We start from the raw sequence: 26,058 nt of genomic DNA, 5'->3' as shown, positions 1-26,058 counted from the left end.
TGAGTTTCAGGGAGAAGACAGCTCTATTACAGAAGCAATTCATAAGCATTGGTCAATGCCGTACCCTTGCGGCAAGCCGGGGGCTATCACAAATGCGACTCACCGGGCCGCAAAGTAACCGCAGGTTGGCCGGCCGTTGAAATCTGGCCCCCGGTCGGGAGTTAGGGGTCGCTTCCGGGTATGCGCCGACCGGCGGTGCCGCCACGCTGGAGGCATCCGAGGGCAGTGACGCGAAACACTGTCGATCGCGTCTCCCGCCCCCAGCCGAGGAGGAAAGCGTGGACGATCTCACCCGGGTGAGCAGCGCGCGGCGGTTCAGCGACGTTCGCGGCGGCGACCACTTCGACGTGGTGCTCGAAGGTGGCCCGGTCGGGCTGACGGCCGTCGAGCGGGCCCACAGCGCGCCGGCCGGCACCGGCCGGATCAAGGTGCCCTACCTGGGCGGCTACGAGCACTTCGAGCGTTCCAGTGACCACGACGGCCTCAACGACGACGCCTCGCGGGTGGTGGTCTTCCGCTGGACCATGCGGACGAAGATCGCCGAATGAGCGGTACGAGGGGCGGGACGCCGGCCACCGGCGTCCCGCCCGTCGTGTTGTCCGCACCCGGTGCGGTCGGTGCCCCGTCGCCCGGTTCGGCGGCGTCGGGCGGATGCCCACCGGTTCCCACCCCGCAACGCCCGTCCCGGGGGACGATCCTCCCGGTAGCGGGCGCGGATCCGGTCAGGCCGCCGGGCCGCCGGAGACCGCGTGGTGCAACTGCGCGCCGATCAGCTTGATCACGTCGGCGGCGTGGTCGTTGAGGTAGAAGTGCCCACCCGGATAGACCCGCACGTCGCATTCGCCGCTGGTGTGCTTCGCCCAGTCGTGCGCCTCGTCCAACGTGGTCACCGGGTCCGCGTCCCCGGTCAGCACGGTGATCGGGGCGTCCAGGCGCTGGTCCGGGTCGGTCCGGTAGGTCTCCACCGCCTTGTAGTCGCCGCGCACCGCGGGCAGGATCATCGGCAGCAGCTCCGGGTCACCCAGCACCCTCGGGTCCGAACCGCTGAGCCGGGCCAGTTCCCGCAGCACGCCGGCATCGTCGCGGGTGTGCACGTAGCGCTCGTCGCGGACCCGGGACGGCGCCCGGCGACCGGAGGCGAACAGGCGCACCGGCGGCTGACCCGTCCGCGTCTGCAACCGCAGCCCCACCTCGTAGGCGAGCACGGCACCCATGCTGTGCCCGAAGAGCGCCACCGGCCGGTCCAGCCACGGCCGCAGCGCCTCGAACACCCCGTCGGCCAGGGCGGCGACGGAATCCAGCACCGGCTCGTGCCGGCGGTCCTGCCGACCCGGGTACTGGATCGCCAGCACCTCCACGGCGGGCGTGAGGGCCCGGGAGACCGGGAACAGATAGCTGGCCGAGCCACCGGCGTGCGGCAACGCCACCAGCCGGATCGCGCTGGTCGGCGACGGGTGGAACCGCCGCACCCAGAGGTCGTTCTCGAGCGTTGCCGTCATCACTGGTCCCCTACGGATCGGCGCTGCGGGTGCGCCCACAGCAGGACGTCTCCAGCGGGCCAACCCCCGTGCCGACGGCTCGACCGACGCGCCGACCGACCCGCCGGGCACGGATGTCGAACCGACGCCCCCCGTGTGACGCCGGTGCCCGCTGTCGAAGCGAGCGTAGGAACGTCCGAAACGCCGGGACAACCCCTAAGCGGGGCACCGGGCCCCTAGCCCGGCACCGTCACGACCGGCGGCACGGACGACGGTGGCGTCCCCGCCCACCGCGGGAACGCCACCGTCGGAACCGTACGGTCAGGCCACCGGATGTGCCGGCCGGGACGGTTGGGGGGTCGAGTCCGGCCCGATCCGGACCGCCGGCGGCTCGGTGTCGAGGCGTCCTTCCGCCGCGGTCTGCTCCGCCCGGGTCGCCGGGTCGCCCCCCGTCCCGGCCGGATCGGCCGAGACGGCCGCAGCGTCCGGGTCGACCGCCGGGGTGCCGGCGGGCCCGGCGTCGGCGGGTCCGCCTGACGGATCCTGACCGGGCACCGAGGCCCCCACGTTGCGCAGCAGCACGGCGGCCAGGACCGCAGTCACCACCAGGATGCCGGCCGCGGCGACCGCGGCGACCCGCAGTTCGTCGGCGAAGGCGGCCCGGGCCAGCGCGACCAGCGTGTCCGCCGCGGTGGCGGAGAGGGTACGGCTCTCCTCGACCGCGCCACCCAGGGTCTCCCGGGCGGTCGCCCAGGAGTCGGCCGGGACGCCGTCGGGGGCCCCACCGGACAGCTGCCGCCGGTAGACGTACGTGCCGATGCTGCCGAGGATCGCCACACCGAGCGCCGCGCCGAACTGGCTGCCGGTCTCGGAGAGCCCGGCCGCCGCGCCGGCCCGCTCCGGCGGCGCGGTGGAGACGATCAACTCGGCGCTGAGCGTCAGCACCATCGCGATGCCACCCGTCATCAGCGCCTGGCCCACCACCACCATGGCCAGCCCCGAGTCGTCACCGACCTGGGCGAGCACCAGGCAGCCGGCGGCACCCACCAGCAGCCCCCCGGCGGCGACGTAGGCCCGCCGGAAGCGTTGCGCCAGCATCGGCGCGAGCACCGCCGCGCCGATGCCCGCCGCGCCGGCGGCCGGCAGCGACCACAGGCCGGCGGTGAACGGCCGCAGCCCGAGCACCAACTGGAGGTACTGGCTGATGAAGAACATGAACCCGACCAGCGCGAAGTTGGCGAGCACGTTCATCACCACGGCCGCGCTGAACGCGGGGGCGCGGAACAGCCGGACGTCGATCACCGGGTCGGCGAGCCGGCGCTGACGCAGGACGAACACGGTCAGGAAGAGCAGACCGGCGAGCACACCGGCCACCGGTGGCCAGGTCATGCCGTCCTCGGCGAACTGCTTGATGCCCCAGATCATCGGCAGCACGGCGACGAACGCCAGCACCGTGCTGAGCAGGTCGAGCCGGCCGGCGGCGGGGTTGCGGAACTCGGGCAGCAGCAACGGGGCCAGGATCAGCAGCAGCAGCATGATCGGCACGTTGATCTCGAAGACGGTGCCCCAGGAGAAGTACTGCAACAGCGCCCCGCCGGCCACCAGGCCGATGACGCCACCGGCGGAGAAGCCGGCCGCCCACATGCCGATCGCGGCCCGGCGCTCGTTCTCGTCGTGGAACATGTTGCGGATCAACGACATGGTCGACGGCATGAGCGTCGCACCGGCGGCACCCATCACCGCCCGGGTCCCGATCAGCATGCCGGGACTGGTGGAGAGGGCCGTGGCCACGGATGCGGCACCGAACACCGCCGCGCCGATCATCAGCAGCCGGCGGCGCCCGATCCGGTCCCCCAGGGTCCCCATCGGAATCAGCAGGCCGGCCAGCACGAAGGCGTAGACGTCCGTGATCCAGAGGAGCTGACTGCTGGTCGGCTCAAGGTCCGCCGTGATGAACGGCAGAGCGTACGACAGCACGGTCATGTCCATGCTGATGATCAGTGTCACCATGACGAGTACCGCGAGGCCGATCCACTCGCGGCGGCCGGCCTTTGCCTGCGCTGTAGCCATGGCCGAAAGCTACCACCGGATTTAGACGCTCGTATACATCCGATGGATGAATTAGGGGGTGGTTCCGAGTAGGGTGACGCCCGTGGGTCATCGGGAACGCCTGCTGGCAGGGGCCAGGGTCTGCCTCTACGAGCGCGGCTACACACGCACCACCGCCCGCGACATCGTCGCCGCGTCGGACACGAACCTGGCGTCGATCGGCTACCACTTCGGCTCCAAGGAGGCGCTGCTGACCGCCGCCCTGGTGCAGGCGTTCGAGGAGTGGGGCGTCGAGATCGACCGGGTGCTGCGCGACGGCACCCAGCCCGACCTGATGGACCGGCTGGAGACCATGTGGACCGGCCTGGTGGAGTCGTTCGGCACGCACCGGCCGCTCTGGGTCGCCGGAATCGAGGCGTTCGCGCTGGCCGAGCACCTGCCGGTGCTGCGCGAACAGCTCGCCGAGACGTACACCCGGGCCCGGCCCGCGCTGGCCACCTTCGTCATCCGCAACGGGGGCGAGAACGTCCCCGAGGCGACCCGCAAGGCCGTCGGCTCGTTCCTGCTGGCGTTGATGACCGGCCTGACGGTGCAGCGGCTGCTCGATCCCGAGGCCGCCCCCTCCGGCAAGGACCTGGCCGAGGCACTGCGGGTGATCGTCGGCGCGGTCAACGAATCAGGCGACCCCGAAACCCCGTCCTCCGACGCCTGACCCCCACCCGCCGGGTCGCGTCCCGACCGACCGGACAGGGGTACGACCCACCGCCGCCCGCGTACAGGGGGTCGGGATAGGGGTCGGGGCGGACCCGCCGGACCGGTCACTCCACCCGGACCAGGCCGGCGCGGAGCATGTCCTCCAGCCAGACGTCGAAGTCGCGCCGGGTGACCGCCGGATCGGCCGACCACTGCCGGGCCAGCACACCGGCCGCCCGCTCCAGCGAACCGCCCTGCTGCTGCAACGCGATCCACATCGCGGCGGCGGTCGCCCCGAACCGGTATCGCAGCCCGCTCCGTTCGGAGATCAGCTCAAGCTGCCCGTTCCGGGTGACCTTGGCGACGATGCCCTGTTCGAGTCGCACCCGCATCCTCCCTGCCTCTCCCCGTGTCCACCCTGGTGGCACCCTGCGGCGAACCGTGACGTCCACCAGGCCCGCTCACTACGGTATGAGGTCGGACGGTGACACGGTACGGCCATGGACCCACGTCGAAGGTGGACAAAACCCCACCCGTACGCGGGGAGGAAGCCCGAGGTCCGCCGGCCACCCGTGGGGGTCGGCGGACCTCGGGCCTCCTCGGAAGAGGGTCAGTCCGACGCTTCCAACTCGTCGTCGAGGATGTCGAACAACTCGTCCGCGGTGACCGACGCCAGGTCCCGGGCGTCCGACGTCACCTCGGCCGCCCCGTACGCCGCGTTCCACCGGGACATCAGCGCCTGGAGCCGGACGGTGATCCGGCCCCGCTCCGCCTCGTCCGGCACGGTGCCGTCCAGCAGCGTCTCCCACCGGGCCAGCTCCGCCTCCAGCGACGGCGCGGCCGGCAGGTCACCGGCCATCTCGGACCGGACGAACCGGGCCACCGCCGCCGGGCTGGGGTGGTCGTAGATGAGAGTCGCCGGCAACCGCAGCCCGGTCGCCGCACCGAGGCTGTTGCGGAACTCCACGGCCGCCAGGGAGTCGAAGCCCAGCTCCAGGAAGCCCTTGTCCACGTCCAGCAGGTGCGGGCGGTCGTGCCCCAGCACCTCGGCCGCGCGGGCCTGGACCAGTTCGGTCACGGTCCGGTCGGCGTCATCCGGCGACAGGCCGGCCAGCCGGTCGGCCAGCGGCCGCTCCCCCGCCACCGGGCCGGCCGCACCGGCCGCCGCCCGCCGGGCCGGCGTCCGGACCAGGCCGCGCCACAGCGGCGGCACCCCGTCGGCCCGGGACCGGATCGCGGCCAGGTCAAGCCGGACCGGCAGGGCCACCGCCGGCACCGGCCCGAGGGTCGCGTCGAACAGCGCCAACGCGTCGGGCGTGGACAGTGCGGCCACCCCGGAACGGGCCATCCGGCGCAGGTCCGCTGCACCGAGGTGACCGGTCATCCCGCTGCCCGCCTCGGCCCACAGGCCCCACGCCAGCGCGGTGCCGGCGAGACCGTGCGCCCGCCGGTGCTGGGCGAGGGCGTCGAGGTAGGCGTTCGCCGCGGTGTAGCTGGCCTGGCCGGCGCCACCCAGGGTGGCCGCCGCCGAGGAGAACAGCACGAACCAGCGCAGCGGCCGGTGCAGGGTGAGTTCGTGCAGGTGACGGGCGGCCTCCGCCTTGGGGCCGAGCACCGCCGCCGCCCGCTGCGGGGTCAACGTCGGCAGCAGCCCGTCGTCGACCACCCCGGCCGCGTGGACCACCCCGGTCAGCGGGTGCTCGGCGGGCACCCCGTCGAGCAGGGCCGCCACCGCCGCCCGGTCGGCCAGGTCGCAGGAGGCCACCGTCACCTCCGCACCGGCCGCCGTCAGCCGGCCGACCAGCTCGTCCACGCCCGGGGCCGCCGGACCGCGCCGGCTGGCCAGCAGCAGCCGCCGTACGCCGTGCCGGGTGACCAGGTGCTCGGCGAGCAGCCGGCCCAGGCCGCCGGTGCCGCCGGTGACCAGCACCGTGCCCGTCGGGTCGGTGCCGACGGGCAGCTCACCGTCGGGCACCGGCAACGCCGCGAGCCGGGGTGCGAGCAGGCCACCCCGACGGACCGCCAGTTGCGGTTCGCCGTCGACGGCCAGCGCCGCCCGCACCGCCGCCGCGTCCGGCCCGTCGACGTCGATCAGGACCAGCCGGCCCGGGTTCTCCTCCTGCGCGGCCCGGACCAGCCCCCAGACGGTGGCGTCCACCGGTCGGGGCACGTCCTCGCCGTCGGCGGTGGCGACCGCCCGGGTCGTCACCAACGCCAGCCGGGCACCGGCGAACCGGTCGTCGGCGAGCCACCCCTGCACCAGGGACAGCGCCCCGGTGGCCACCACCGAGGGCGAGTCCGACGGGGAACGCCAGGCCACCACGACGGTGCCCGGCGTGCCGTCGGCCTGCGCCGCGAGCGCGGCGAGGTCGGCGTACCGGGGCACCCCGAGGCCGAGGTCGTCGTCGCCGAGGACCACGGTCGTGGCGTCGCCGGTGCCCTGCGGCGTCTCCACCGCGGCCCAGGTGAGCTGGTACAGCGACGAGCGGTGTGCGGCCCGCGCCCCGCCCAGCTGGTCGGCGGCCAGCGGCCGGACCACCAGCGAGGCCACCGAGGCGACCGGCGCGCCGGTGGTGTCGGCCAGGTCGAACGACACCTCCTGCGGGCCGGTCGGGCGCAGCCGCACCCGCAGCGCCGTCGCGCCGGTGGCGTGCAGGGTGACCCCGCGCCAGGCGAACGGAAGCCGGAGCAGGTCGTCGTCCGGTTCGTCCCCGGTCAGGTCGAGGGTGTGCAGCACCGCGTCGAACAGCGCCGGGTGCAGGCCGAACCGGTCGGCCGTGGACGTCGCCTCGTCGGGGAGCGCCACCTCGGCGTACACCTCGTCGCCGTTGCGCCAGGCGGCCCGCAGGCCCTGGAACAGCGGGCCGTAGTGGTAGCCGGCGTCGGCCAGCCGGTCGTAGCGGCCGGCCAGGTCGACCGGGGTGGACCCGGCCGGCGGCCAGGCGTCGCCGGCCGCGCCGGCCGGCGCGGTCGACGCGGCCGGGGCCAGCACGCCGGTGGCGTGCCGGGTCCACCCGTCGACGCCGTCCTCAGGCCGGGAGTGCACGGTGACCGGGCAGCGTCCCGTCGCGTCGGGCGCTGCGACCACCACCTGGAGGTCGATGCCGCCCCGGGGCGGGACGACCAGCGGGGCCTCCAGCGTCAACTCCTCCACCTGGGCGCAGCCGACCTGGTCACCGGCGCGGACGGCCAGCTCGACGAACGCCGTGCCGGGCAGCAGCACCGTCCCGGCGAGGTCGTGTTCGGCAAGCCACGGGTGGGTCCGCAGCGACAGCCGGCCGGTCAGCACGGTGCCGTCGACACCGGCCAGCCCGACGACCGCGCCGAGCAGCGGGTGGGCGGCCGGGCGCTGACCCAGCGCCGGCACGTCACCGCCGCCCGCCGGGGCGTCCAGCCAGAGCCGACGCCGCTGGAACGGGTACGTCGGCAGGTCGGTGACCCGGGCGCCGGTGGGCGCGAACCAGGCCCGCCAGTCCACCGGGACGCCCCGGGTGTGCAGGGTGGCGAGGGCGGTCAGCAGGGTCGCCGCCTCGTCCCGGCCGCCGCGCAGCACCGGCACCAGGGCGACACCGCCGGTGTCGGTGACGCACTCCCGGCCCATCGCGGTGAGCACCGCGTCCGGCCCGACCTCCAGGAACGTGGTGACGCCGGCCGCCTCCAGGGTGGCGATCCCGTCGCTGAACCGGACCGCCTCCCGGACGTGCCGCACCCAGTAGCCGGGGGTGGTGATCTCGTCGGGGTCGGCGAGCCGACCGGTCAGGTTGGACACCACGGGCACCTGCGGCGCGGCGAAGGTCAAACCGGCGGCGACCCGGTGGAACTCGGCGAGCATCGGCTCCATGTGCGGGGAGTGGAACGCGTGGCTGACCCGCAGCCGCTTGGTGCGGCGTCCCCGGGCCCGCCAGTCGTCGGCGAGGGCACCGACGGCGTCGTGGTCACCGGAGATCACCACGGACCGGGGTCCGTTGACCGCCGCGACACCCAGCTCGGTCTCCCGGCCGGCCAGCTCCCGGCGTACCTCGTCCTCGGATGCCTCGACGGCGACCATCGCGCCGTCCTCCCGCATCGCCTGCATCAGCCGGCCACGCGCGGTGACCAGGGTGGCCGCGTCGGGCAGCGACAGCACCCCGGCGACGTGTGCGGCGCTGATCTCGCCGATGGAGTGCCCGGCCACCAGGTCGGGCCGGACGCCCCAGGATTCGAGCAGCCGGTACAGCGCCACCTCGATGGCGAACAGCGCGCTCTGGCTGTAGACGGTCTGGTCGAGCAGCGCGGCGTCGGCGACGTCGGGTTCGGTGTAGAGCACCTCCCGCAGCGGCCGGTCGAGCTGCGCGTCCAGGTGGGCGCACACCTCGGCGAACGCCTCGGCGAACGCCGGGTACGCCGCGGCCAGCTCGCGGCCCATGCCGAGGCGCTGTGCGCCCTGGCCGGTGAAGAGCATGGCGAACCTGCCCGCTGACGGCGTCCCCTGCACCCACTCGGCGGGGTCGGTGCCCTCGGCGGCGGCGCGCAGGGCGCGGACCGCGTCGTCCCCGGCGGGGGCGACCACCACGGCCCGACGCTCCAGCACCGCCCGGGTGGTGGCCAGCGAGTACGCCACGTCGAGGGTGGCCCCGGTGTCGGCGACCAGCCCGGCCTGGGCGCGCAGCGCCTGCGCCGAGCGGGCGGAGAGCAGCCAGGGCAGCACCGGCGGGGTGTGCCGGGCGTCCCCGTCGGCGGGCGTCGCCTCGACCGCCGGTGCCTGCTCGATGATGACGTGGGCGTTGGTGCCGCTGATGCCGAACGAGGAGACCCCGGCGCGGCGGGGCCGCTCCAGTGCCGGCCACTGCTGTGCCTCGGTGAGCAGCCGCACCGCCCCGGCCGACCAGTCCACCTGCGGCGACGGCTGCTCGGCGTGCAGGGTGCGGGGCAGCAGCCCGTTGCGCATCGCCAACACCATCTTGATCACACCCGCGACGCCGGCCGCGCCCTGGGTGTGGCCGATGTTCGACTTGATCGAGCCGAGCCAGAGCGGCCGGTCCTGCGGCCGGTCCTGACCGTAGGTGGCGAGGACCGCCTGCGCCTCGATCGGGTCACCGAGGGTGGTGCCGGTGCCGTGCGCCTCGACCAGGTCGACCTCGTCGGGGCGGACGTCGGCGGCGGCCAGCGCCTGCCGGATGACCCGCTGCTGGGCGGGGCCGTTCGGGGCGGTCAACCCGTTGGACGCGCCGTCCTGGTTGATCGCCGAACCCCGCACCACCGCGAGGACGTGGTGGCCGTGCCGTTCGGCGTCGGACAGCCGCTCCAGCAGCAGCATGCCGACGCCCTCGGACATTCCGGTGCCGTCGGCGTCGGCGGAGAAGGACTTGCACCGGCCGTCGGAGGCCAGCCCCCGCTGGAGGCTGAAGTCGAGGAACGTGTCCGGCTTGGACATCACCGTGACCCCGCCGGCCAGCGCGAGCGAGCACTCGCCGGAGCGCAGCGCCTGCACGGCCAGGTGGATCGCCACCAGCGACGACGAGCACGCGGTGTCGACGCTGACCGCCGGCCCCTCCAGCCCGAGGGTGTACGAGATCCGGCCGGACGCGACGCTCGCCATGCTGCCGTTGCCCAGGTAACCCGCCAACTCCTCGGGCACCTCGGACAGCCGGCTGCCGTAGTCGTGGTACATCACACCGGTGAACACCCCGGTCGGGCTGCCCTTGAGCGAGGTCGGGTCGATCCCGGCCCGCTCCAGCACCTCCCACGAGGTTTCCAGCAGCAGCCGCTGCTGCGGGTCCATGGCGACCGCCTCACGCGGGCCGATGCCGAAGAAGTCCGGGTCGAAGTCGGCCGCGTCGTAGAGGAAACCACCCTCCAGCGAGGACGTCCGGCCGGGCTTGCCGGGCTCCGGGTCGTAGAGGTGGTCGAGGTCCCAGCCCCGGTCGGTGGGGAACGGCGAGATGGCGTCCGTGCCGTCGACCAGGAGCTGCCACAGGTCCTCGGGGGTGCGGACCCCGCCGGGGAAGCGGCAGCTCATCGCGACGATGGCGACGGGTTCGTCGACCACCGGCCGGACCACGGTGGTCGGCTGTGCCTGCGCCGGACCGCCGAGGAGCGCGCCGTGCAGGTAACCGGCCAGCGCCGTCGGGTTGGGGTAGTCGAAGACCAGGGTCGCCGGCAACCGCAGCCCGGTGGCGGTGTTGAGCTTGTTGCGCAGCTCCACGGCGGCCAGCGAGTCGAAGCCGAGTTCCTTGAACGCCCGCGCCGGCTCGACGGCGGTGCCGCTGTCGTGGCCGAGGACGGCCGCGACGTTGGCCCGGACCAGGTCGAGCAGCACCCGGTGCTGGTCGTCCGCGCCGAGGGTGACGAGCTGCCGGTGCAGGCCGGAGCCGGTGGCCGGGGTGGCCTGGCCACCTGCCGCCCGCCGGGCCGGGAGCCGGACCAGGCCGCGGAACAGGGCCGGCAGGTGTTGGCCCTGGGCGCGCAGCGCGGCGGTGTCCAGCCGGACCGGCACCAGCAGCGCCTCGTCGCCGGCGACCGCCGCGTCCAGCAGGGCCAGACCCCGGTCGGAGTCCAGCGGCAGGACGCCGGAGCGGGCCATCCGGGCCACGTCGGCGTCGCCGAGGTGCGCGGTCATCCCACTGCGCTGCTCCCAGAAACCCCAGGCCAGCGACGTGGCCGGCAGACCGAGCGTCCGCCGGTGCACGGCCAGGGCGTCGAGGAAGACGTTCGCGGCGGCGTAGTTGGCCTGGCCCGCCCCGTCGAGGACCCCGGCGGCGGAGGAGAACAGCACGAACGCCGACAGCTCCCGGTCGCGGGTGAGCTCGTGCAGGTGCCAGGCCGGGTCGGCCTTGGCCCGCCACACGGTGTCGAGCTGTGCCGGGGTCAGGGCGGTCAGCAGGCCGTCGTCGAGGACCCCGGTGGTGTGCACGACGGCGGTCAACGCCGGAATGCCGTCCAGCAGGGTGGCGACGGCGTCCCGGTCGGCCAGGTCGGCGGCCACCACCTCGACGGTGGCCCCGAGGCCGGTCAACTCGTCGCGCAACTCCACCGCACCCGGCGCGGTCAACCCACGCCGCGAGGTCAGGACCAGGTCCCGCACCCCGTGCACCGTCACCAGGTGCCGGGCGACGAGCGCGCCCAGCACACCGGTGCCGCCGGTGACCAGGACGGTGCCGTCGGCCCGCCAGGACCCACCGGGGGTGGTGGCGCGGGTCAGGCGCGGCACCCGCACCTGACCGTCGCGCAGCGACAACTCCGGCTCACCGGTGCCGACCGCCGCCAGGATCTCCTCCACCGGGGTCTCCGGGTCGGCGTCCACCAGCACGAGCTGGCCGGGGTTCTCCGCCTGCGCGGCGCGGACCAGGCCCCAGATCGGGGCGTGGGCCAGGTCGGTGCCGCCGTCGACGGCGCCGTCGGTGATCACGACCAGCCGGGCGGCGGCCTGGGTCGGGTCGGCCAGCCAGGACTGGAGCAGGGCGAGGGTCTCCCCCACCGTCGTACGGGCGGCGGTGGCCGGGTCGAGGTCGGCGGCGGGCGGGGCGAGCGGGGCGAGCACGACGTCGGGGACGCCGAGGCCGAGGCCCTCCAGGTAGCCCCACGACTCGGCGGCGGTGCCGGTGGGCACGGTCACCCAGTCGACGTGGTAGAGGTCCCCGTCGGTCGGGGCGGCGGCGGTGAGCTGGACCGGCCGGGACACCAGCGCGCCGATCACGGCGACCGGTTCGCCGTCCGGGTCGGCCAGGTGCAGGGTGGCGGACTCCGGGCCGCTGGCGGTGACCTTCACCCGCAGGGCGGTCGCGCCGGTGGCGTGCAGCGTCACGTCCGTCCAGGCGAACGGCAGCAACGGCGGACGACCCACCGGCACCGGATCACCGATCCCCACCACCTGCAACGCCGCATCCAACAACGCCGGATGCACCCCGAACCGCGACGCCTCCCCATGCGCCTCCTCCGGAAGCGCAACCTCAGCAAACACCACCTCACCAACCCGCCAGGCAGCCTGCACCCCCTGGAACACCGGACCATACTCGTACCCCTGCACCACCAGGTCGTCATACAACCCCGCCGTCGGCACCGGCACCGCACCCGACGGCGGCCAGACCCGCAGGTCGAAGCCGGGGTCGGTGACGTCGGCGGAGAGCACGCCGGTGGCGTGCCGGACCCAACTGCCGGTGTGTTCCGGCCGGGAGTGCACGGTGACCGTCCGGCGGCCGGTGTCGTCGGCGGCGGCGAGCAGCAACTGCACCTGTACGGCCCCCTGCTCGGGCAGGATCAGCGGGGCGTGCAGGGTCAACTCGTCGAGGTGACCGAGCCCGACGTCGTCCCCGGCGTGCAGGACGAGTTCGACGAAACCGGTGCCGGGCAGCAGGACGGTGCCGTTGACGGCGTGGTCGGCCAGCCACGGGTGGGTGTCCAACGAGATCCGGCCGGTGAACAGAACCTCACCGGACTCGGCCATGGTGACGGCGGCCCCCCACAGCGGGTGCCCGGCGGAACCGAGACCGGCGGAGGTGAGGTCGGCGCTGCCACCGGTGGCGTTCAGCCAGTAGCGGCGGCGCTGGAACGGGTACGTCGGCAGCGGCACCTCACCGCGCGGACGCGCCGGCAGCACCGGCGACCAGTCGACGGTGACGCCCCGGGCGAAGGCCTCACCGAGCGAGGTGAGCCAGCGACGCAGCCCGCCCTCGCCCCGGCGCAGCGACCCGACGGCGGCCACCTCGACCCCCGCATCGGCGGCCGTCTCCTCGACACCCATCGTCAGCACCGGATGCGCGCTGCACTCCAGGAACACCCGCATCCCGGCGTCGAGCAGGGCGCGGGTGGTCTCCTCGAAGCGGACGGTCTGCCGCAGGTTGGTGTACCAGTAACCGGCGTCCAGACCGGTGGTGTCCAGCACCCCGCCGGTGACTGTCGAGTAGAACGGGACGGTGGCGGCCCGCGGCGTGACCTCGGCGAGGTCGGCACGCAGCCGCTGCTCGATCAGCTCCACCTGCGCCGAGTGCGACGCATAGTCCACGTTCACCCGCTTGGCCCGCAGGCCCTCGGCGGTCAGCGTCGCGACCAGGTCGTCGACGGCGTCCGGGTCACCGGAGACGACGACCGAGGAGGTGCCGTTGACGGTGGCGATCGAGATGCGGTCGGCGTAGCCGGTCAGCCGTTCGGCCGCCGCCTGTGCCGGCAGGCCGATGGAGGCCATCGCACCCCGACCCGCCAACACCTCCGCAATCGCCAAACTCCGCAACGCCACCACCAACGCCCCATCCCGCAACGACAAACCACCCGCCACCACCGCCGCCGCAATCTCACCCTGCGAATGCCCAATCACCGCATCCGGCACCACCCCAAACGACCGCCACAACCCCGCCAACGACACCATCACCGCCCACAACACCGGCTGCACCACATCAACCCGCTCCAACGACGGAGCACCCTCCACACCCCGCAAAACCTCCACCAACCGCCAATCCACAAACTCCGACAACGCCACCCCACACTCATTGACCCGCTCCGCAAACACCGGAGACGAATCCAACAACTCCACCGCCATCCCCACCCACTGCGAACCCTGCCCCGGAAACACGAAGACCGTGCCGCCCCGGAGCACGCCGGGTGCGGTGCCGTCGGCGGCGAACGCCCGCGCCCCGGCGACGAAGTCGCTCCGGTCACCGACGATCACCGTGCGGCGGTCGAGCAGCGCCCTACCGGTCGCCAGCGCGTACGCGAGGTCACCGGCCTTGACGGACCCGTCGCCCGCGACGTCGGCCACCCGGGCGGCCTGCTCCCGCAGGGCCTGGTCGGTACGGGCCGACAGCACCCAGGGCAGCAGCTCCGGCTCGGGGGCGTCGACCGGCGGCTCCTCGGCCGGGGGCGCCTGTTCGAGGATGACGTGGGCGTTGGTGCCGCTGATGCCGAACGAGGAAACCCCGGCGCGGCGGGGCCGGTCCAGCGCCGGCCACGGCTGCGCCTCGGTGAGCAGCCGCACCTCACCGGCCGACCAGTCCACCTGCGGGGTGGGCTCGTCCACGTGCAGGGTGCGGGGCAGCACCCCGTTGCGCATCGCCAACACCATCTTGATCACGCCCGCGACACCCGCCGCACCCTGGGTGTGCCCGATGTTCGACTTCACCGAGCCGAGCCAGAGCGGCCGGTCCCCGGGACGTTCCTGCCCGTACGTGGCCAGCAGCGCCTGCGCCTCGATCGGGTCGCCGAGGGTGGTGCCGGTGCCGTGCGCCTCGACGGCGTCCACCTCGGTCGCCGGGATGCCACCGGCCGCCGCGAGCGCCTGCCGGATCACCCGCTGCTGTGAGGGACCGTTCGGGGCGGTGAGGCCGTTGGACGCGCCGTCCTGGTTGATCGCCGAACCCCGCACCACCGCGAGGACGTGGTGGCCGTGCCGTTCGGCGTCGGAGAGCCGCTCCAGCAGCAGCATGCCGACGCCCTCGGACATCGCCGTGCCGTCCGCGCCGGCCGCGAAGGACTTGCACCGGTGGTCGGCGGCCAGGCCCCGCTGGAGGCTGAACTCGATGAACGTGTCCGGGGTGGACATCACGGTGACGCCGCCGGCCAGCGCCAGCGAGCACTCGCCGGAGCGCAGCGCCTGCACGGCCAGGTGGATCGCGACCAGCGACGACGAGCACGCGGTGTCGACGCTGACCGCCGGCCCCTCCAGGCCGAGGGTGTAGGCGATCCGGCCGGACGCGACGCTCGCCATGCTGCCGTTGCCCAGGTAGCCGGCGAGTTCCTCGGGCACCTCGGGCAGCCGGCTGGCGTAGTCGTGGTACATGACCCCGGCGAAGACGCCGGTGAGGCTGCCGCGCAGCGAGTTCGGGTCGATGCCGGCCCGCTCCAGGGCCTCCCACGAGGTTTCCAGCAGCAGCCGCTGCTGCGGGTCCATGGCGACCGCCTCACGCGGGCTGATCCCGAAGAAGTCGGGGTCGAAGTCGGCCGCGTCGTAGAGGAAACCACCCTCCATGGCGTACGTCTTGCCGGTCCGGCCGGGCTCCGGGTCGTACATGCCGGCCAGGTCCCAGCCCCGGTCGGTGGGGAACGGGGTGATCGCGTCGGTGCCGTCGGCGAGCAGCCGCCACAGGTCCTCGGGGGTGCGGACCCCGCCGGGGAAACGGCAGCTCATCGCCACGATGGCGACGGGTTCGTCGTCGGCGACGGGGGTGGCCACGGTCGGGGCCTGCGGGGTGGCCGCGCCGAGGATCCTGGTGTGCAGGTAGTCGGCGAGCGCGGTCGGGTTGGGGTAGTCGAAGACCAGGGTCGCCGGCAGCCGTAGCCCGGTGGCGGTGTTGAGCTTGTTGCGCAGCTCGACGGCGGCCAGCGAGTCGAAGCCGAGTTCCCGGAACGCCCGGGACGGCTCGACGGTGGCCGGGCTCTCGTGGCCGAGCACCCCGGCGACGTTGGCCCGGACCAGGTCGAGCAGCAGCCGCCGCTGGTCGGCGTCGGCGAGGCCGAGCAGTTGCCGGTGCAGGGCCGAGCCGCCGACCGGCGTCGCGGTCGCACCGGCGGCGCGCCGGGCCGGGAGCCGGACCAGGCCCCGGAACAGGGCCGGGAGCTGCTGACCCTGGGCGCGCAGCGCGGCGGTGTCCAGCCGGACCGGCACCAGCAGCGCCTCGTCGGTGGCCACTGCCGCGTCGAGCAGGGCGAGGCCCTGGTCGGTGCCGATGCCGAGCACGCCCGAGCGGGCCATCCGGGCCACGTCGGCGTCGCCGAGGTGCGCGGTCATCCCACTGCGCTGCTCCCAGAAACCCCAGGCCAGCGACGTGGCCGGCAGACCGAGGGCCCGCCGGTGCGCGGCCAGGGCGTCGACGAAGACGTTGGCGGCGGCGTAGTTGCCCTGCCCGGAGCCGTCGACCACGCCGGCGGCCGAGGAGAACAGCACGAACGCGGACAGCTCGCGGTCCCGGGTGAGGTCGTGCAAATGCCAGGCCGGGGTGGCCTTGGCCCGCCACACGGTGTCGAGCTGCGCGTCGGTGAACGCGGCGACGGTGCCGTCGTCCAGCGCGCCGGTGGTGTGCACGACGGCGGTCAACGCCGGGATGGCGTCGAGCACCCCGGCGACGGCGTCCCGGTCGGCCAGGTCGGCGGCCACCACCTCCACGGAGGCACCCAACGCCGTCAACTCGTCCCGCAGCTCCTCCGCACCCGGCGCGGTCAGGCCACGCCGCGAGGTCAGCACCAGGTCCCGCACCCCGTGCACCTCCACCAGGTGCCGGGCCACCAACCCGCCCAGCACACCGGTGCCGCCGGTCACCAGCACCGCACCGTCGGCCCGCCACACCGGGTCCCCGGCGGCGGCGCGGGCCAGGCGCGGCACCCGCACCTGACCGTCGCGCACCGACAACTCCGGCTCACCGGTGCCGACCGCCGCCAGGATCTCCTCCACCGGGGTCTCCGGGTCGGCGTCCACCAGCACGAACTGACCCGGGTTCTCCACCTGGGCGGCCCGCACCAGACCCCACACCGGGGCGTGCACCAGGTCGGTCACCTGGTCGGCGGCGCCGCTGGTGAGCACCACCAGCCGGGACTCGGCCAACCGGGGGTCGGCCAGCCAGCGCTGCAGCAGCGCGAGCGCCGTACCCACCGCGGTCCGCGCGGCGACCTCGACGTCGGCGACCGGTCCGTCATCGGTGAGCCGGGCGAGGACCAGCTCCGGCACCTCGTCGGCGAGATCCGCCAGGTGGGACCACGAGGGCGTCGTCGGGGTGGCGGGCACCGCGACGGTGGTCCAGTCGACCCGGTAGAGGTTGCCCTCGGTGGTGGCGGCGGCGAGCTGCACCGGCCGGGACACCAGGGAGCCGATCTCGGCGACCGGCGCACCGGTCGGGTCGGCCAGATGCAGGGTGACCGCCTCCGGGCCGGTCGGGGTGACCCGCACCCGCAGGGCGGTCGCGCCCGTGGCGTGCAGCGTCACATCCGTCCAGGCGAACGGCAGATACGGCGGACGACCCACCGGCACCGGCTCACCGATCCCCACCACCTGCAACGCCGCATCCAACAACGCCGGATGCACCCCGAACCGCGCCGCCTCACCATGCGCCTCCTCCGGAAGCGCAACCTCAGCAAACACCACCTCACCAACCCGCCAGGCAGCCTGCACCCCCTGGAACACCGGACCATACTCGTACCCCTGCACCACCAGCTCGTCATACAACCCCGCCGTCGCCACCGGCACCGCCCCCGACGGCGGCCACGCCGACAGGTCGAAGCCGGCGGCGGCCGGGGTGTCGGTGAGCACGGCGGTGGCGTGCCGGGTCCACGGCTGTTCCGCCTCGGCATGCTCGGCCCGGGAGTGGACGCTGACGGTCCGCCGGGTCGACTCGTCGGCGGCGGTCATCAGCAGCTGCACCTGCACGGCCGCGCGCTCGGCGAGCAGCAGCGGGGCGTGCAGGGTCAGCTCCTCCAGGTGGCCGAGGCCGACGTGGTCACCGGCGTGCAGCACCATCTCGACGAAGGCCGCGCCGGGCAGCAGGACGGTGCCGTTGACGGCGTGGTCGGCCAGCCACGGGTGGGTGTCCAACGAGATCCGGGCGGTGAACAGCACCTCGCCCGACTCGGCCATCGCCACCGACGCCCCCCACAGCGGGTGGCCGGCCGCGCCGAGGCCCACCGACGCCACGTCGGTCGTGCCGCTGGTCGCGTCGATCCAGTAGCGGCGACGCTGGAACGGGTACGTCGGCAGCGGCACCTCACCACGCGGACGCGCCGGCAACGCCGACGACCAGTCCACCGGCACCCCACGGACGAACGCCTCACCCAGCGAGGTGAGCCAGCGACGCAGCCCGCCCTCGCCCCGGCGCAGCGACCCGACGGCGGCCACCTCGACCCCCGCATCGGCGGCCGTCTCCTCGACACCCATGGTCAGCACCGGATGCGCACTGCACTCCAGGAACACCCGCATCCCCGCCCGCAGCAGCACCCGGGTGGTCTCCTCGAACCGGACGGTCTGCCGCAGGTTGGTGTACCAGTAACCGGCGTCCAGACCGGTGGTGTCCAGCACCCCGGCGGTCACCGTGGAGTAGAACGGCACGGTCGACGACCGGGGCGACACCTCGGCGAGGTCCTCGCGCAGCCGTTGCTCGATCAGCTCCACCTGGGCCGAGTGCGACGCGTAGTCCACGTTCACCCGCTTGGCCCGCACCTCCTCGGCGCTGAGGGCGGCGACGAGGTCGTCGACGGCGTCCGGGTCACCGGAGACCACCACCGACGACACCCCGTTGACGGTGGCGATGGACACCCGGCCGTCGTAGGCGTCGAGGCGCTCGCGGACCCGCTCGGCGGGCAGGCCGATGGAGGCCATCGCACCCCGACCCGCCAACACCTCCGCAATCGCCAAACTCCGCAACGCCACCACCAACGCCCCATCCCGCAACGACAAACCACCCGCCACCACCGCCGCCGCAATCTCACCCTGCGAATGCCCAATCACCGCATCCGGCACCACCCCAAACGACCGCCACAACCCCGCCAACGACACCATCACCGCCCACAACACCGGCTGCACCACATCAACCCGCTCCAACGACGGAGCACCCTCCACACCCCGCAAAACCTCCACCAACCGCCAATCCACAAACTCCGACAACGCCACCCCACACTCATTGACCCGCTCCGCAAACACCGGAGACGAATCCAACAACTCCACCGCCATCCCCACCCACTGCGAACCCTGCCCCGGGAACACGAACACCACCCCGGAGCCGCCCTGCAACGGCGTCGGCACCGCGGCCCCGGCGACCAGGGCGTCCGCGCCGGTCAGGAAGTCGGTGACGTCACCGACGACGACGGCCCGCCGGTCCAGCGCCGCCCGCCCCTTCGCCAGCGTGTACGCGAGGTCGCCCGGGTCGGTGGTGGCGGCGGACACGGCGGCCCGGAGCTGGGCGGCCTGGGCGCGCAGCGCCTCCTCGGTCTTGGCCGAGAGCACCCACGGCAGCACGGCCGGCGGCGCGACGATCTCGCCCTCCAGCTCGACCGGCGGGGCCTCCTCCACGATGACGTGGGCGTTGGTGCCGCTGATCCCGAACGACGACACGCCCGCCCGGCGCGGCCGGTCCAGCGCCGGCCACGGCTGTGCCTCGGTGAGCAGCCGCACCTCACCGGCCGACCAGTCGATCTGCGGCGACGGCTCGTCGGCGTGCAGGGTGCGGGGCAGCAGCCCGTTGCGCATCGCCAACACCATCTTGATCACGCCCGCGACACCCGCCGCACCCTGGGTGTGCCCGATGTTCGACTTGATCGAGCCGAGCCAGAGCGGACGCTCACCCGGCCGGCCCTGCCCGTACGTGGCCAGCAGCGCCTGCGCCTCGATCGGGTCGCCGAGGGCGGTGCCGGTGCCGTGCGCCTCGACGGCGTCGACCTCGGTCGCCGGGATGCCACCGGCGGAGGCCAGCGCCTGCCGGATCACCCGCTGCTGCGAGGGGCCGTTCGGCGCGGTGAGCCCGTTGGACGCGCCGTCCTGGTTGGTGGCCGAGCCCCGGATCACCGCGAGCACCTGGTGGCCGTTGGCCCGTGCGTCGGACAACCGCTCCAGCAGCAGCATGCCGGCGCCCTCACCCCAGCCGGTGCCGTCGGCCCCGGCCGCGAACGACTTGGACCGGCCGTCCTTGGCCAGGCCCCGCTGGCGGCTGAAGTCGATGAACGTGTCCGGGGTGGACATCACCGTGACGCCACCGGCCAGAGCGAGCGAGCACTCCCCGGCCCGCAGCGCCTGCACCGCCAGGTGGATCGCCACCAGCGACGACGAGCAGGCGGTGTCGATCGACACCGCCGGCCCCTCCAGGCCGAGGGTGTAGGCGACCCGGCCGGAGACGATGCTGGCCAGGCTGCCGTTGCCCAGGTAGCCGGCCAGTTCGTCGGGCACCTGGTGCAGGCGCAGGGCGTAGTCGTGGTACATGACGCCGGCGAAGACACCGGTCGGGCTGCCCTTGAGCGAGGTCGGGTCGATCCCGGCCCGCTCCAGCACCTCCCACGACGTCTCCAGCAGCAACCGCTGCTGCGGGTCCATCGCGACCGCCTCACGCGGGCTGATCCCGAAGAAGTCCGCGTCGAAGTCGGCCGCGTCGTAGAGGAAACCACCCTCCATCGAGTACGTCTTGCCGGGCTTGCCGGGCTCCGGGTCGTACATGCCGGCCAGGTCCCAGCCCCGGTCGGTGGGGAACGGGGAGACCGCGTCCACGCCGCCCTCCAGCAGCTCCCACAGCTGTTCCGGGGTGCTCACCCCGCCGGGGAAGCGGCAGCTCATCGCGACGATCGCGATCGGCTCCTGGGTGAACGAGGCCGACGCCAGCTCCGGCACCACCACGTCCACGTCGGTGCCGAGCACGGTGGAGACCACGAACTCGGCGAGCGCCACCGGCGTCGGGTAGTCGAAGACCAGGGTCGCCGGCAGCCGCAGCCCGGTGGCGGCGTTGAGCCGGTTACGCAGCTCCACCGCGGCCAGCGAGTCGAAGCCCAGCTCGTTGAAGGCGCGGCGGGGCTCGATCGCCTCCGCGCCGTCGTGGCCGAGCACGGCGGCGACGTGCGCGCGGACCAGGTCGAGGGTGACCCGGTCCCGTTCGGCCGGGGTGAGGCCGGCGAACTGCCGGGCCAGCCCCTGCGCGGCGTCCGCCGGGCCGGCGGCCTGCGCGGCCCGCCGGGCCGGCAGCGGTACCAGGCCGCGCAGCAGCGCCGGCACCCCGTCGGGCCGGTTGCGCAGCGCGGTCAGGTCGACCCGGATCGGGGCGAGCACCGGCTCGTCGACGCCGAGCGCCGCGTCGAGCAGGGCCAGGTTCTCGGCCGGGCTGAGGCCGGGCATGCCGGACCGCTCGATGCGCTGCAACGCGGCGGCGTCCAACTGGCCGCCCATGCCGCTGTCGCCGGTCCACAGGCCCCAGGTGAGGGCGACGGCGGGCCGTCCCTGCGCCCGGCGGGTGACGGCCAGCGCGTTCAGGGTGGCGTTCGCGGCGGCGTAGTTGCCCTGCCCGGCGCAGTCGAGCAGGCTCGCCAGGGAGGAGAAGAGCACGAACGCGGTCAGGTCGGCGTCGCGGGTCAACCGGTCGAGGTTGACCGCGCCGTCCAGCTTGGCCTTCAGCACCGCGTCGATCCGCTGCGGGGTGAGCGAGCCGATCGTCCCGTCGTCGACGATGCCGGCGGCGTGCACCACCGCCCGCAGCGGCCGGTCGGCCGGGACGGCGGCGAGCAGCGCGGCCAGGGCATCGGCGTCGGCCGCGTCGCAGGCGGCCACCTCGACGCTCGCGCCGGCCGCTTCCAGCTCCGCGCGCAGCTCCGCCACACCGGCCGCCGCCGGCCCACGACGACTGGTCAACAGCAGATGACGTACGCCGTGGTTGCCGGCCAGGTGCCTGGCGACGTGCGCGCCGAGCCCGCCGGTGCCGCCGGTGACCAGCACCGTACCGTCGGTCGGCCAACCGGCGTCGTCGCTGCCGTCGGGGGTGGTGGCGACCCGGGCCAACCGGGGCACACTGATCTCCCCGTCGCGTACCCGCAGTTCCGGTTCGCCGGTGGCCAGGGCGGCGGCCAGCAGCGGCGCGGGGGCGTCGGCGAGCCGGACGGTGACGAACCGGTCCGGGTTCTCCGTCTGCGCCGCCCGCAGCAGACCCCAGACCGCCTCGGTGGCGAGGTCGTCGGCACGGCTGACGAAGACCAGCCGGGTGCCGGCCAGCCGCGCGTCGGCCAGCCACTGCTGCACCAACGTCAACGCACCGGCGGTGGCGGCCCGGACGTCACCGGCGGCGACCCCGACGAACGCGAACTCGGGCGCGGTCGCGCCGGCGTCGATCGCGGCACCCAGCGCGGCCGGGTCGGCGTGCCGGGTGGCCGAGCCGATCCGCTCGTCGCCGAGCACCACCCAGCGGGGGGTGCCCGCCGGGGCGGGCCGGTGCCCGAGCTTCGTCCACTCCAGCCGGAACAGCCGCTCGTGGTAGCCGCCCCGGGCCGCGGTGAGCTGGGCGGTGGAGACCGGCCGGGAGACGAACGACCGCACCGTGGCCACCGGTGCGCCGGTGGCGTCGGCGAGGGTCACCGACACGCTGTCCCCGGCGGCCGGGGCGATCCGCACCCGCACCTCGGCCGCACCGGCGGCGTGCAGGGTGACGTCGTTCCAGGCGAACGGGATGCGCACCTCGTCGTCGGTGGGCTCGCCCCGGCGGGCCGCGTCGATGGCGTGCAGGGCGGCGTCGAGCACCGCCGGGTGCAGGCCGAACCGGGCCGCCTCGGCCCGGCTGTCGGCGGGGAGCGCGACCTCGGCGTACACCTCCTGGCCGTGTCGCCAGACGGCCTTGAGGCCCTGGAAGACCGGGCCGTAACCGTAGCCCTGGTCGGCGAGTTCGGCGTAGATGCCGGCCAGGTCGACCGGGCGGGCGTCGCGCGGCGGCCACTGGGTGAGCGGCTGCCCGGCGTCGGCGGACTCCGGGGTGAGGAAGCCGCTGACGTGCCGGGTCCAGAGCTGGTCGTCCGGGTCGGACCCGTCGGGCCGCGAGTAGACGGCCACCGGGCAGCGGCCGGCCGGGTCGGCGACGCCGACGACCACCTGGAGGGCGACACCGCGCTCGTCGAGCGCCAGCGGAGCCTCCAGGGTCAGTTCCTCGACGGTGGGGCAGCCGACCTGGTCGCCGGCCCGCACGGCCAGCTCGACGAAGGCGGTGCCGGGCAGCAGCGCCACCCCGGAGATGGTGTGGTCGGCCAGCCACGGGTGGCTGCGCAGTGACACCCGACCGGTGAGCACCACGCCCTCGCCGCCGGCCAGGCCGACGACCGCGCCGACCAGCGGATGCCCGGCGGCGAGCTGACCGAAGCCGGTCGCGTCGGCGCTGCCGCCACCGGATTCCATCCAGAACCGGCGACGCTGGAACGGGTACGTGGGCAGCGCGACCCGGCGGGCCCCCCGGGCGGCGAAGAACGCCGTCCAGTCCACCGGCACGCCCCGCACGTGGGCGCGGGCGACGGCGGTGACGACGTCGGTCTCCTCGTCGTGGTCGGCGCGCAGCAGCGGGGCGAAGACCACGTCGGCGTCGTCGTCGAGGCAGGCCGGACCCATCGCGGAGAGCACACCGGCCGGACCCAGTTCGAGGAAGGTGGTGACCCCCTCGTCGACCATCGCCCGGACGGCGTCGGCGAACCGGACGCTGTCACGCACGTGCCGCACCCAGTAGTCGGGGTCGCACAGTTCACCGGCGAGCACCGGCCGGCCGGTGACCGTGGAGACGACCGGGATGGTCGGCGGGCGGTAGGTGAGCACGTGCGCCAGCCGGCCGAACTCGGCGAGCATCGGCGTCATCAGCGGCGAGTGGAAGGCGTGGCTGACCTTGAGCCGCTTCGTCTTGTGCCCGGCGGCGGCGAGGGCGGCGACCACCTCCAGCACGGCGTCCTCGTCGCCGGAGACCACCACCGAGGTCGGGCCGTTCACCGCGGCCAGGCCCACCTGCTCCTCGCGCCCGGCCAGCAGCAGGCGGACCTGCTCCTCGGTGGCCTGCACCGAGATCATCGCGCCCTCGGCGGGGAGCTGCTGCATCAGCCGGCCCCGGGCGGCGACCAGCAGCGCGGCGTCCTCCAGCGAGAGCACCCCGGCGACGTGGGCGGCGGCCAGCTCACCGATCGAATGCCCGGCGAGCAGGTCCGGCCGGACCCCCCACGACTCCAGCAGCCGGAACTGGGCGACCTCCACCGCGAACAGCGCGCACTGGGTGTAGGCGGTCTGGTCGAGCAGGGCCGCCTCGGCGGTGCCGGGCTCGGCGAACAGCACGTCGGCCAGCGGCACGTCCAGTTGCAGGTCGAGCCAGCCGCAGGCGTCGTCGAACGCGGCGGCGTAGACCGGGTAGCTGCGGTGCAGCTGCCGGCCGGCGTCCAGCCGCTGGCTGCCCTGCCCGGTGAACAGGAAGCCGAGCCCACCACCGGTGGCCTGGCCCAGGTGTACGCCGGGCACGTCGCCACCGGCGGCGAGGGCGGCCAGGTCACGGCTGGCCCCGGGCCGGTCCCGGGCCACCAGCACCGCCCGCTGCTCCAGCGCGGTCCGGGTGGTGGCCAGCGAGTACGCGACGTCGAGCAGTTCCGGGGCGTCCCCGTCGGTGTCCACGACGGCGAGCAACGCGGCGGCCTGGTCGCGCAGCGCCGCCTCGCTGCGGGCGGAGAGCACCACCGGAAGCACCTCGCTGGGCAGCTGCGGCACGGCGGGCACGGCCTCGTCGTCGACAGCCGGCGGCTCCTCGACGATGACGTGCGCGTTGGTGCCGCTGACCCCGAACGAGGAGACCCCGGCCCGGCGCGGGTGGCCCGGGTCGTCCCACGGGCGGGCCTCGGTGAGCAGCGCGACGGTGCCGGCCGACCAGTCCACGTTGGGGGTGGGCGCGTCGACGTGCAGGGTCTGCGGCAGCACCCGGTGCTTCATCGCCATCAGCACCTTGATCACCCCGGCGACGCCGGCGGCGGCCTGCGAGTGGCCGATGTTGGACTTGAGGGAACCGAGCCACAGCGGCCGGTCGGCGGGGCGTTCCCGGCCGTAGGTGGCGATGATCGCCTGGGCCTCGATCGGGTCGCCGAGCCGGGTGCCGGTGCCGTGCGCCTCGACCAGGTCGACGTCGGTGGCGGCCAGACCGGCCGAGGCCAGCGCGGACATGATCACCCGCTGCTGGGACGGCCCGTTCGGGGCGGTCAACCCGTTGGACGCGCCGTCCTGGTTGATCGCCGAACCCCGGATCACCCCGAGCACCCGGTGGCCGTTGCGGCGGGCGTCGGAGAGCCGCTCCAGCACCAGGATGCCGACCCCCTCGGCCCAGCCGGTGCCGTCGGCCGCCGCCGCGAACGGCTTGCACAGCCCGTCCGGGGCGAGGCCCCGCTGCCGGCTGAACGCGGTGAACGCGCCCGGGTGCACCATCACCGCGACCCCACCGGCCAACGCCGTGGTGCACTCGCCGCGCTGCACGGCCTGGCAGGCCAGGTGCAGGGCGACCAGCGAACCCGAGCAGGCGGTGTCCACGGTCAGCGTCGGGCCCTCGAAGCCGAAGGTGTAGGCGAGCCGGCCGGACACCACGCTCGGCGCGTTGCCGGTGAGCAGGTAGCCGTCCAGGCCCTCCGGGGCCTCGTGCAGCCGGGGTCCGTACTCCTGCGGTTCGGCGCCGATGAAGACACCGGTCTGGCTGCCGCGCAGCGACGCCGAGTCGATCCCGGCGTCCTCCAGCGCCTCCCAGGCGGTCTCCAGCACCAGCCGCTGCTGCGGGTCCATCGTCATCGCCTCGCGCGGGCTGATGCCGAAGAAGTCCGCGTCGAACTCGGCCGCGCCCTCCAGGAAACCGCCCTGGCGCACGTAGGTCTTGCCCGGCTTGCCCGGGTCCGGGTCGTAGAGGCCGTCGGTGTCCCAGCCCCGGTCGGTCGGGAAGTCGCTGATCACGTGCCGGCCCTCGAAGACCAGCCGCCACAGGTCGTCGGCGGAGGTGCTGTGCCCCGGGTAGCGGCAGCCGATACCGACCACCGCGATCGGCTCGTCGTCGGCGGCGGGCCGGCGCAGCGGCGCGGCGACCGGCGCGGGCGCGGCGTCCCCACCGAGCAGGGTCCGCAGCAGCCGCCCGACCGCCTGCGGCGTCGGGTGGTCGAAGACCAGGGTGACCGGCAGGTCCAGGCCGGTCGCGGCGGCGAGCCGACGGTGCAGCTCGACCGCGGCGAGCGAGTCGAAGCCCAGGTCGCGGAAGGGCCGGCCGGGCTCGACCGCGTCCGGGCCGTCCGGCAGTACGGTCCGCAGCACGTCGCGGGCCTGCTCCCGGACCAGCGCGGTGAGCGCCCGGTCCTGCTCGTCGGCCGTGCGGCCCTCCAGCCGTCGCCGCAGTGCCGACAGGGCGTCGGGCTCGGCACCGGTGGGGTTCACGGACTCGCTCATGGCACG

Annotated in this window: 5 protein-coding genes and 2 pseudogenes; 2 read left to right on the top strand and 5 right to left on the bottom strand. The window is 74.4% G+C overall.

What is annotated here, in order from left to right:
* The first annotated feature begins 278 nt into the window (after window positions 1-278).
* The gene (locus JQN84_RS31915; RefSeq protein WP_204957240.1) at window positions 279-548 is read left to right on the top strand and encodes a DUF5988 family protein; all 270 of its coding nucleotides are present in this window, start codon (window positions 279-281) and stop codon (window positions 546-548) included.
* 174 nt (window positions 549-722) lie between these two features.
* Here JQN84_RS31915 and JQN84_RS05355 read toward each other — a convergent pair whose 3' ends face one another.
* Complete coding sequence (locus JQN84_RS05355) at window positions 723-1,499, bottom strand: thioesterase II family protein (protein WP_204957239.1); 777 nt, start codon at window positions 1,497-1,499, stop codon at window positions 723-725.
* A gap of 300 nt (window positions 1,500-1,799) precedes the next feature.
* The gene (locus JQN84_RS05350) at window positions 1,800-3,548 is read right to left on the bottom strand and encodes an MFS transporter (protein ID WP_204957238.1); all 1,749 of its coding nucleotides are present in this window, start codon (window positions 3,546-3,548) and stop codon (window positions 1,800-1,802) included.
* Window positions 3,549-3,630: 82 nt separating this feature from the next.
* Here JQN84_RS05350 and JQN84_RS05345 point away from each other — a divergent pair, with 82 nt between their 5' ends.
* Window positions 3,631-4,239, top strand: a complete 609-nt coding sequence (locus tag JQN84_RS05345; protein WP_204957237.1) for a TetR/AcrR family transcriptional regulator — start codon at window positions 3,631-3,633, stop codon at window positions 4,237-4,239.
* Window positions 4,240-4,345: 106 nt separating this feature from the next.
* Here the strand turns inward: JQN84_RS05345 and JQN84_RS05340 are convergent, their stop codons facing one another.
* The 3 genes and pseudogenes from JQN84_RS05340 to JQN84_RS05335 all read right to left on the bottom strand — a co-directional run.
* Window positions 4,346-4,612, bottom strand: a complete 267-nt coding sequence (locus tag JQN84_RS05340) for a PqqD family protein (protein WP_204928161.1) — start codon at window positions 4,610-4,612, stop codon at window positions 4,346-4,348.
* A gap of 218 nt (window positions 4,613-4,830) precedes the next feature.
* Window positions 4,831-6,630: pseudogene (locus JQN84_RS32640) on the bottom strand (type I polyketide synthase); the annotation flags it as partial.
* 114 nt (window positions 6,631-6,744) lie between these two features.
* A pseudogene (locus tag JQN84_RS05335) lies at window positions 6,745-26,040 on the bottom strand (SDR family NAD(P)-dependent oxidoreductase); the annotation flags it as partial.
* Window positions 26,041-26,058: the final 18 nt, after the last annotated feature.

Source organism: Micromonospora humidisoli, assembly GCF_016900955.1.
Taxonomy (GTDB): Bacteria; Actinomycetota; Actinomycetes; order Mycobacteriales; family Micromonosporaceae; genus Micromonospora; species Micromonospora wenchangensis.
This window is presented reverse-complemented; position numbering and strand designations above follow the sequence as displayed.

Bases quoted from the DNA above. Each gene is read 5' to 3' on its own strand.
- JQN84_RS05355 (WP_204957239.1), bottom strand. From the start codon at position 1,499: ATGACGGCAACGCTCGAGAACGACCTCTGGGTGCGGCGGTTCCACCCG.
- JQN84_RS05350 (WP_204957238.1), bottom strand. From the start codon at position 3,548: ATGGCTACAGCGCAGGCAAAGGCCGGCCGCCGCGAGTGGATCGGCCTC.
- JQN84_RS05340 (WP_204928161.1), bottom strand. From the start codon at position 4,612: ATGCGGGTGCGACTCGAACAGGGCATCGTCGCCAAGGTCACCCGGAAC.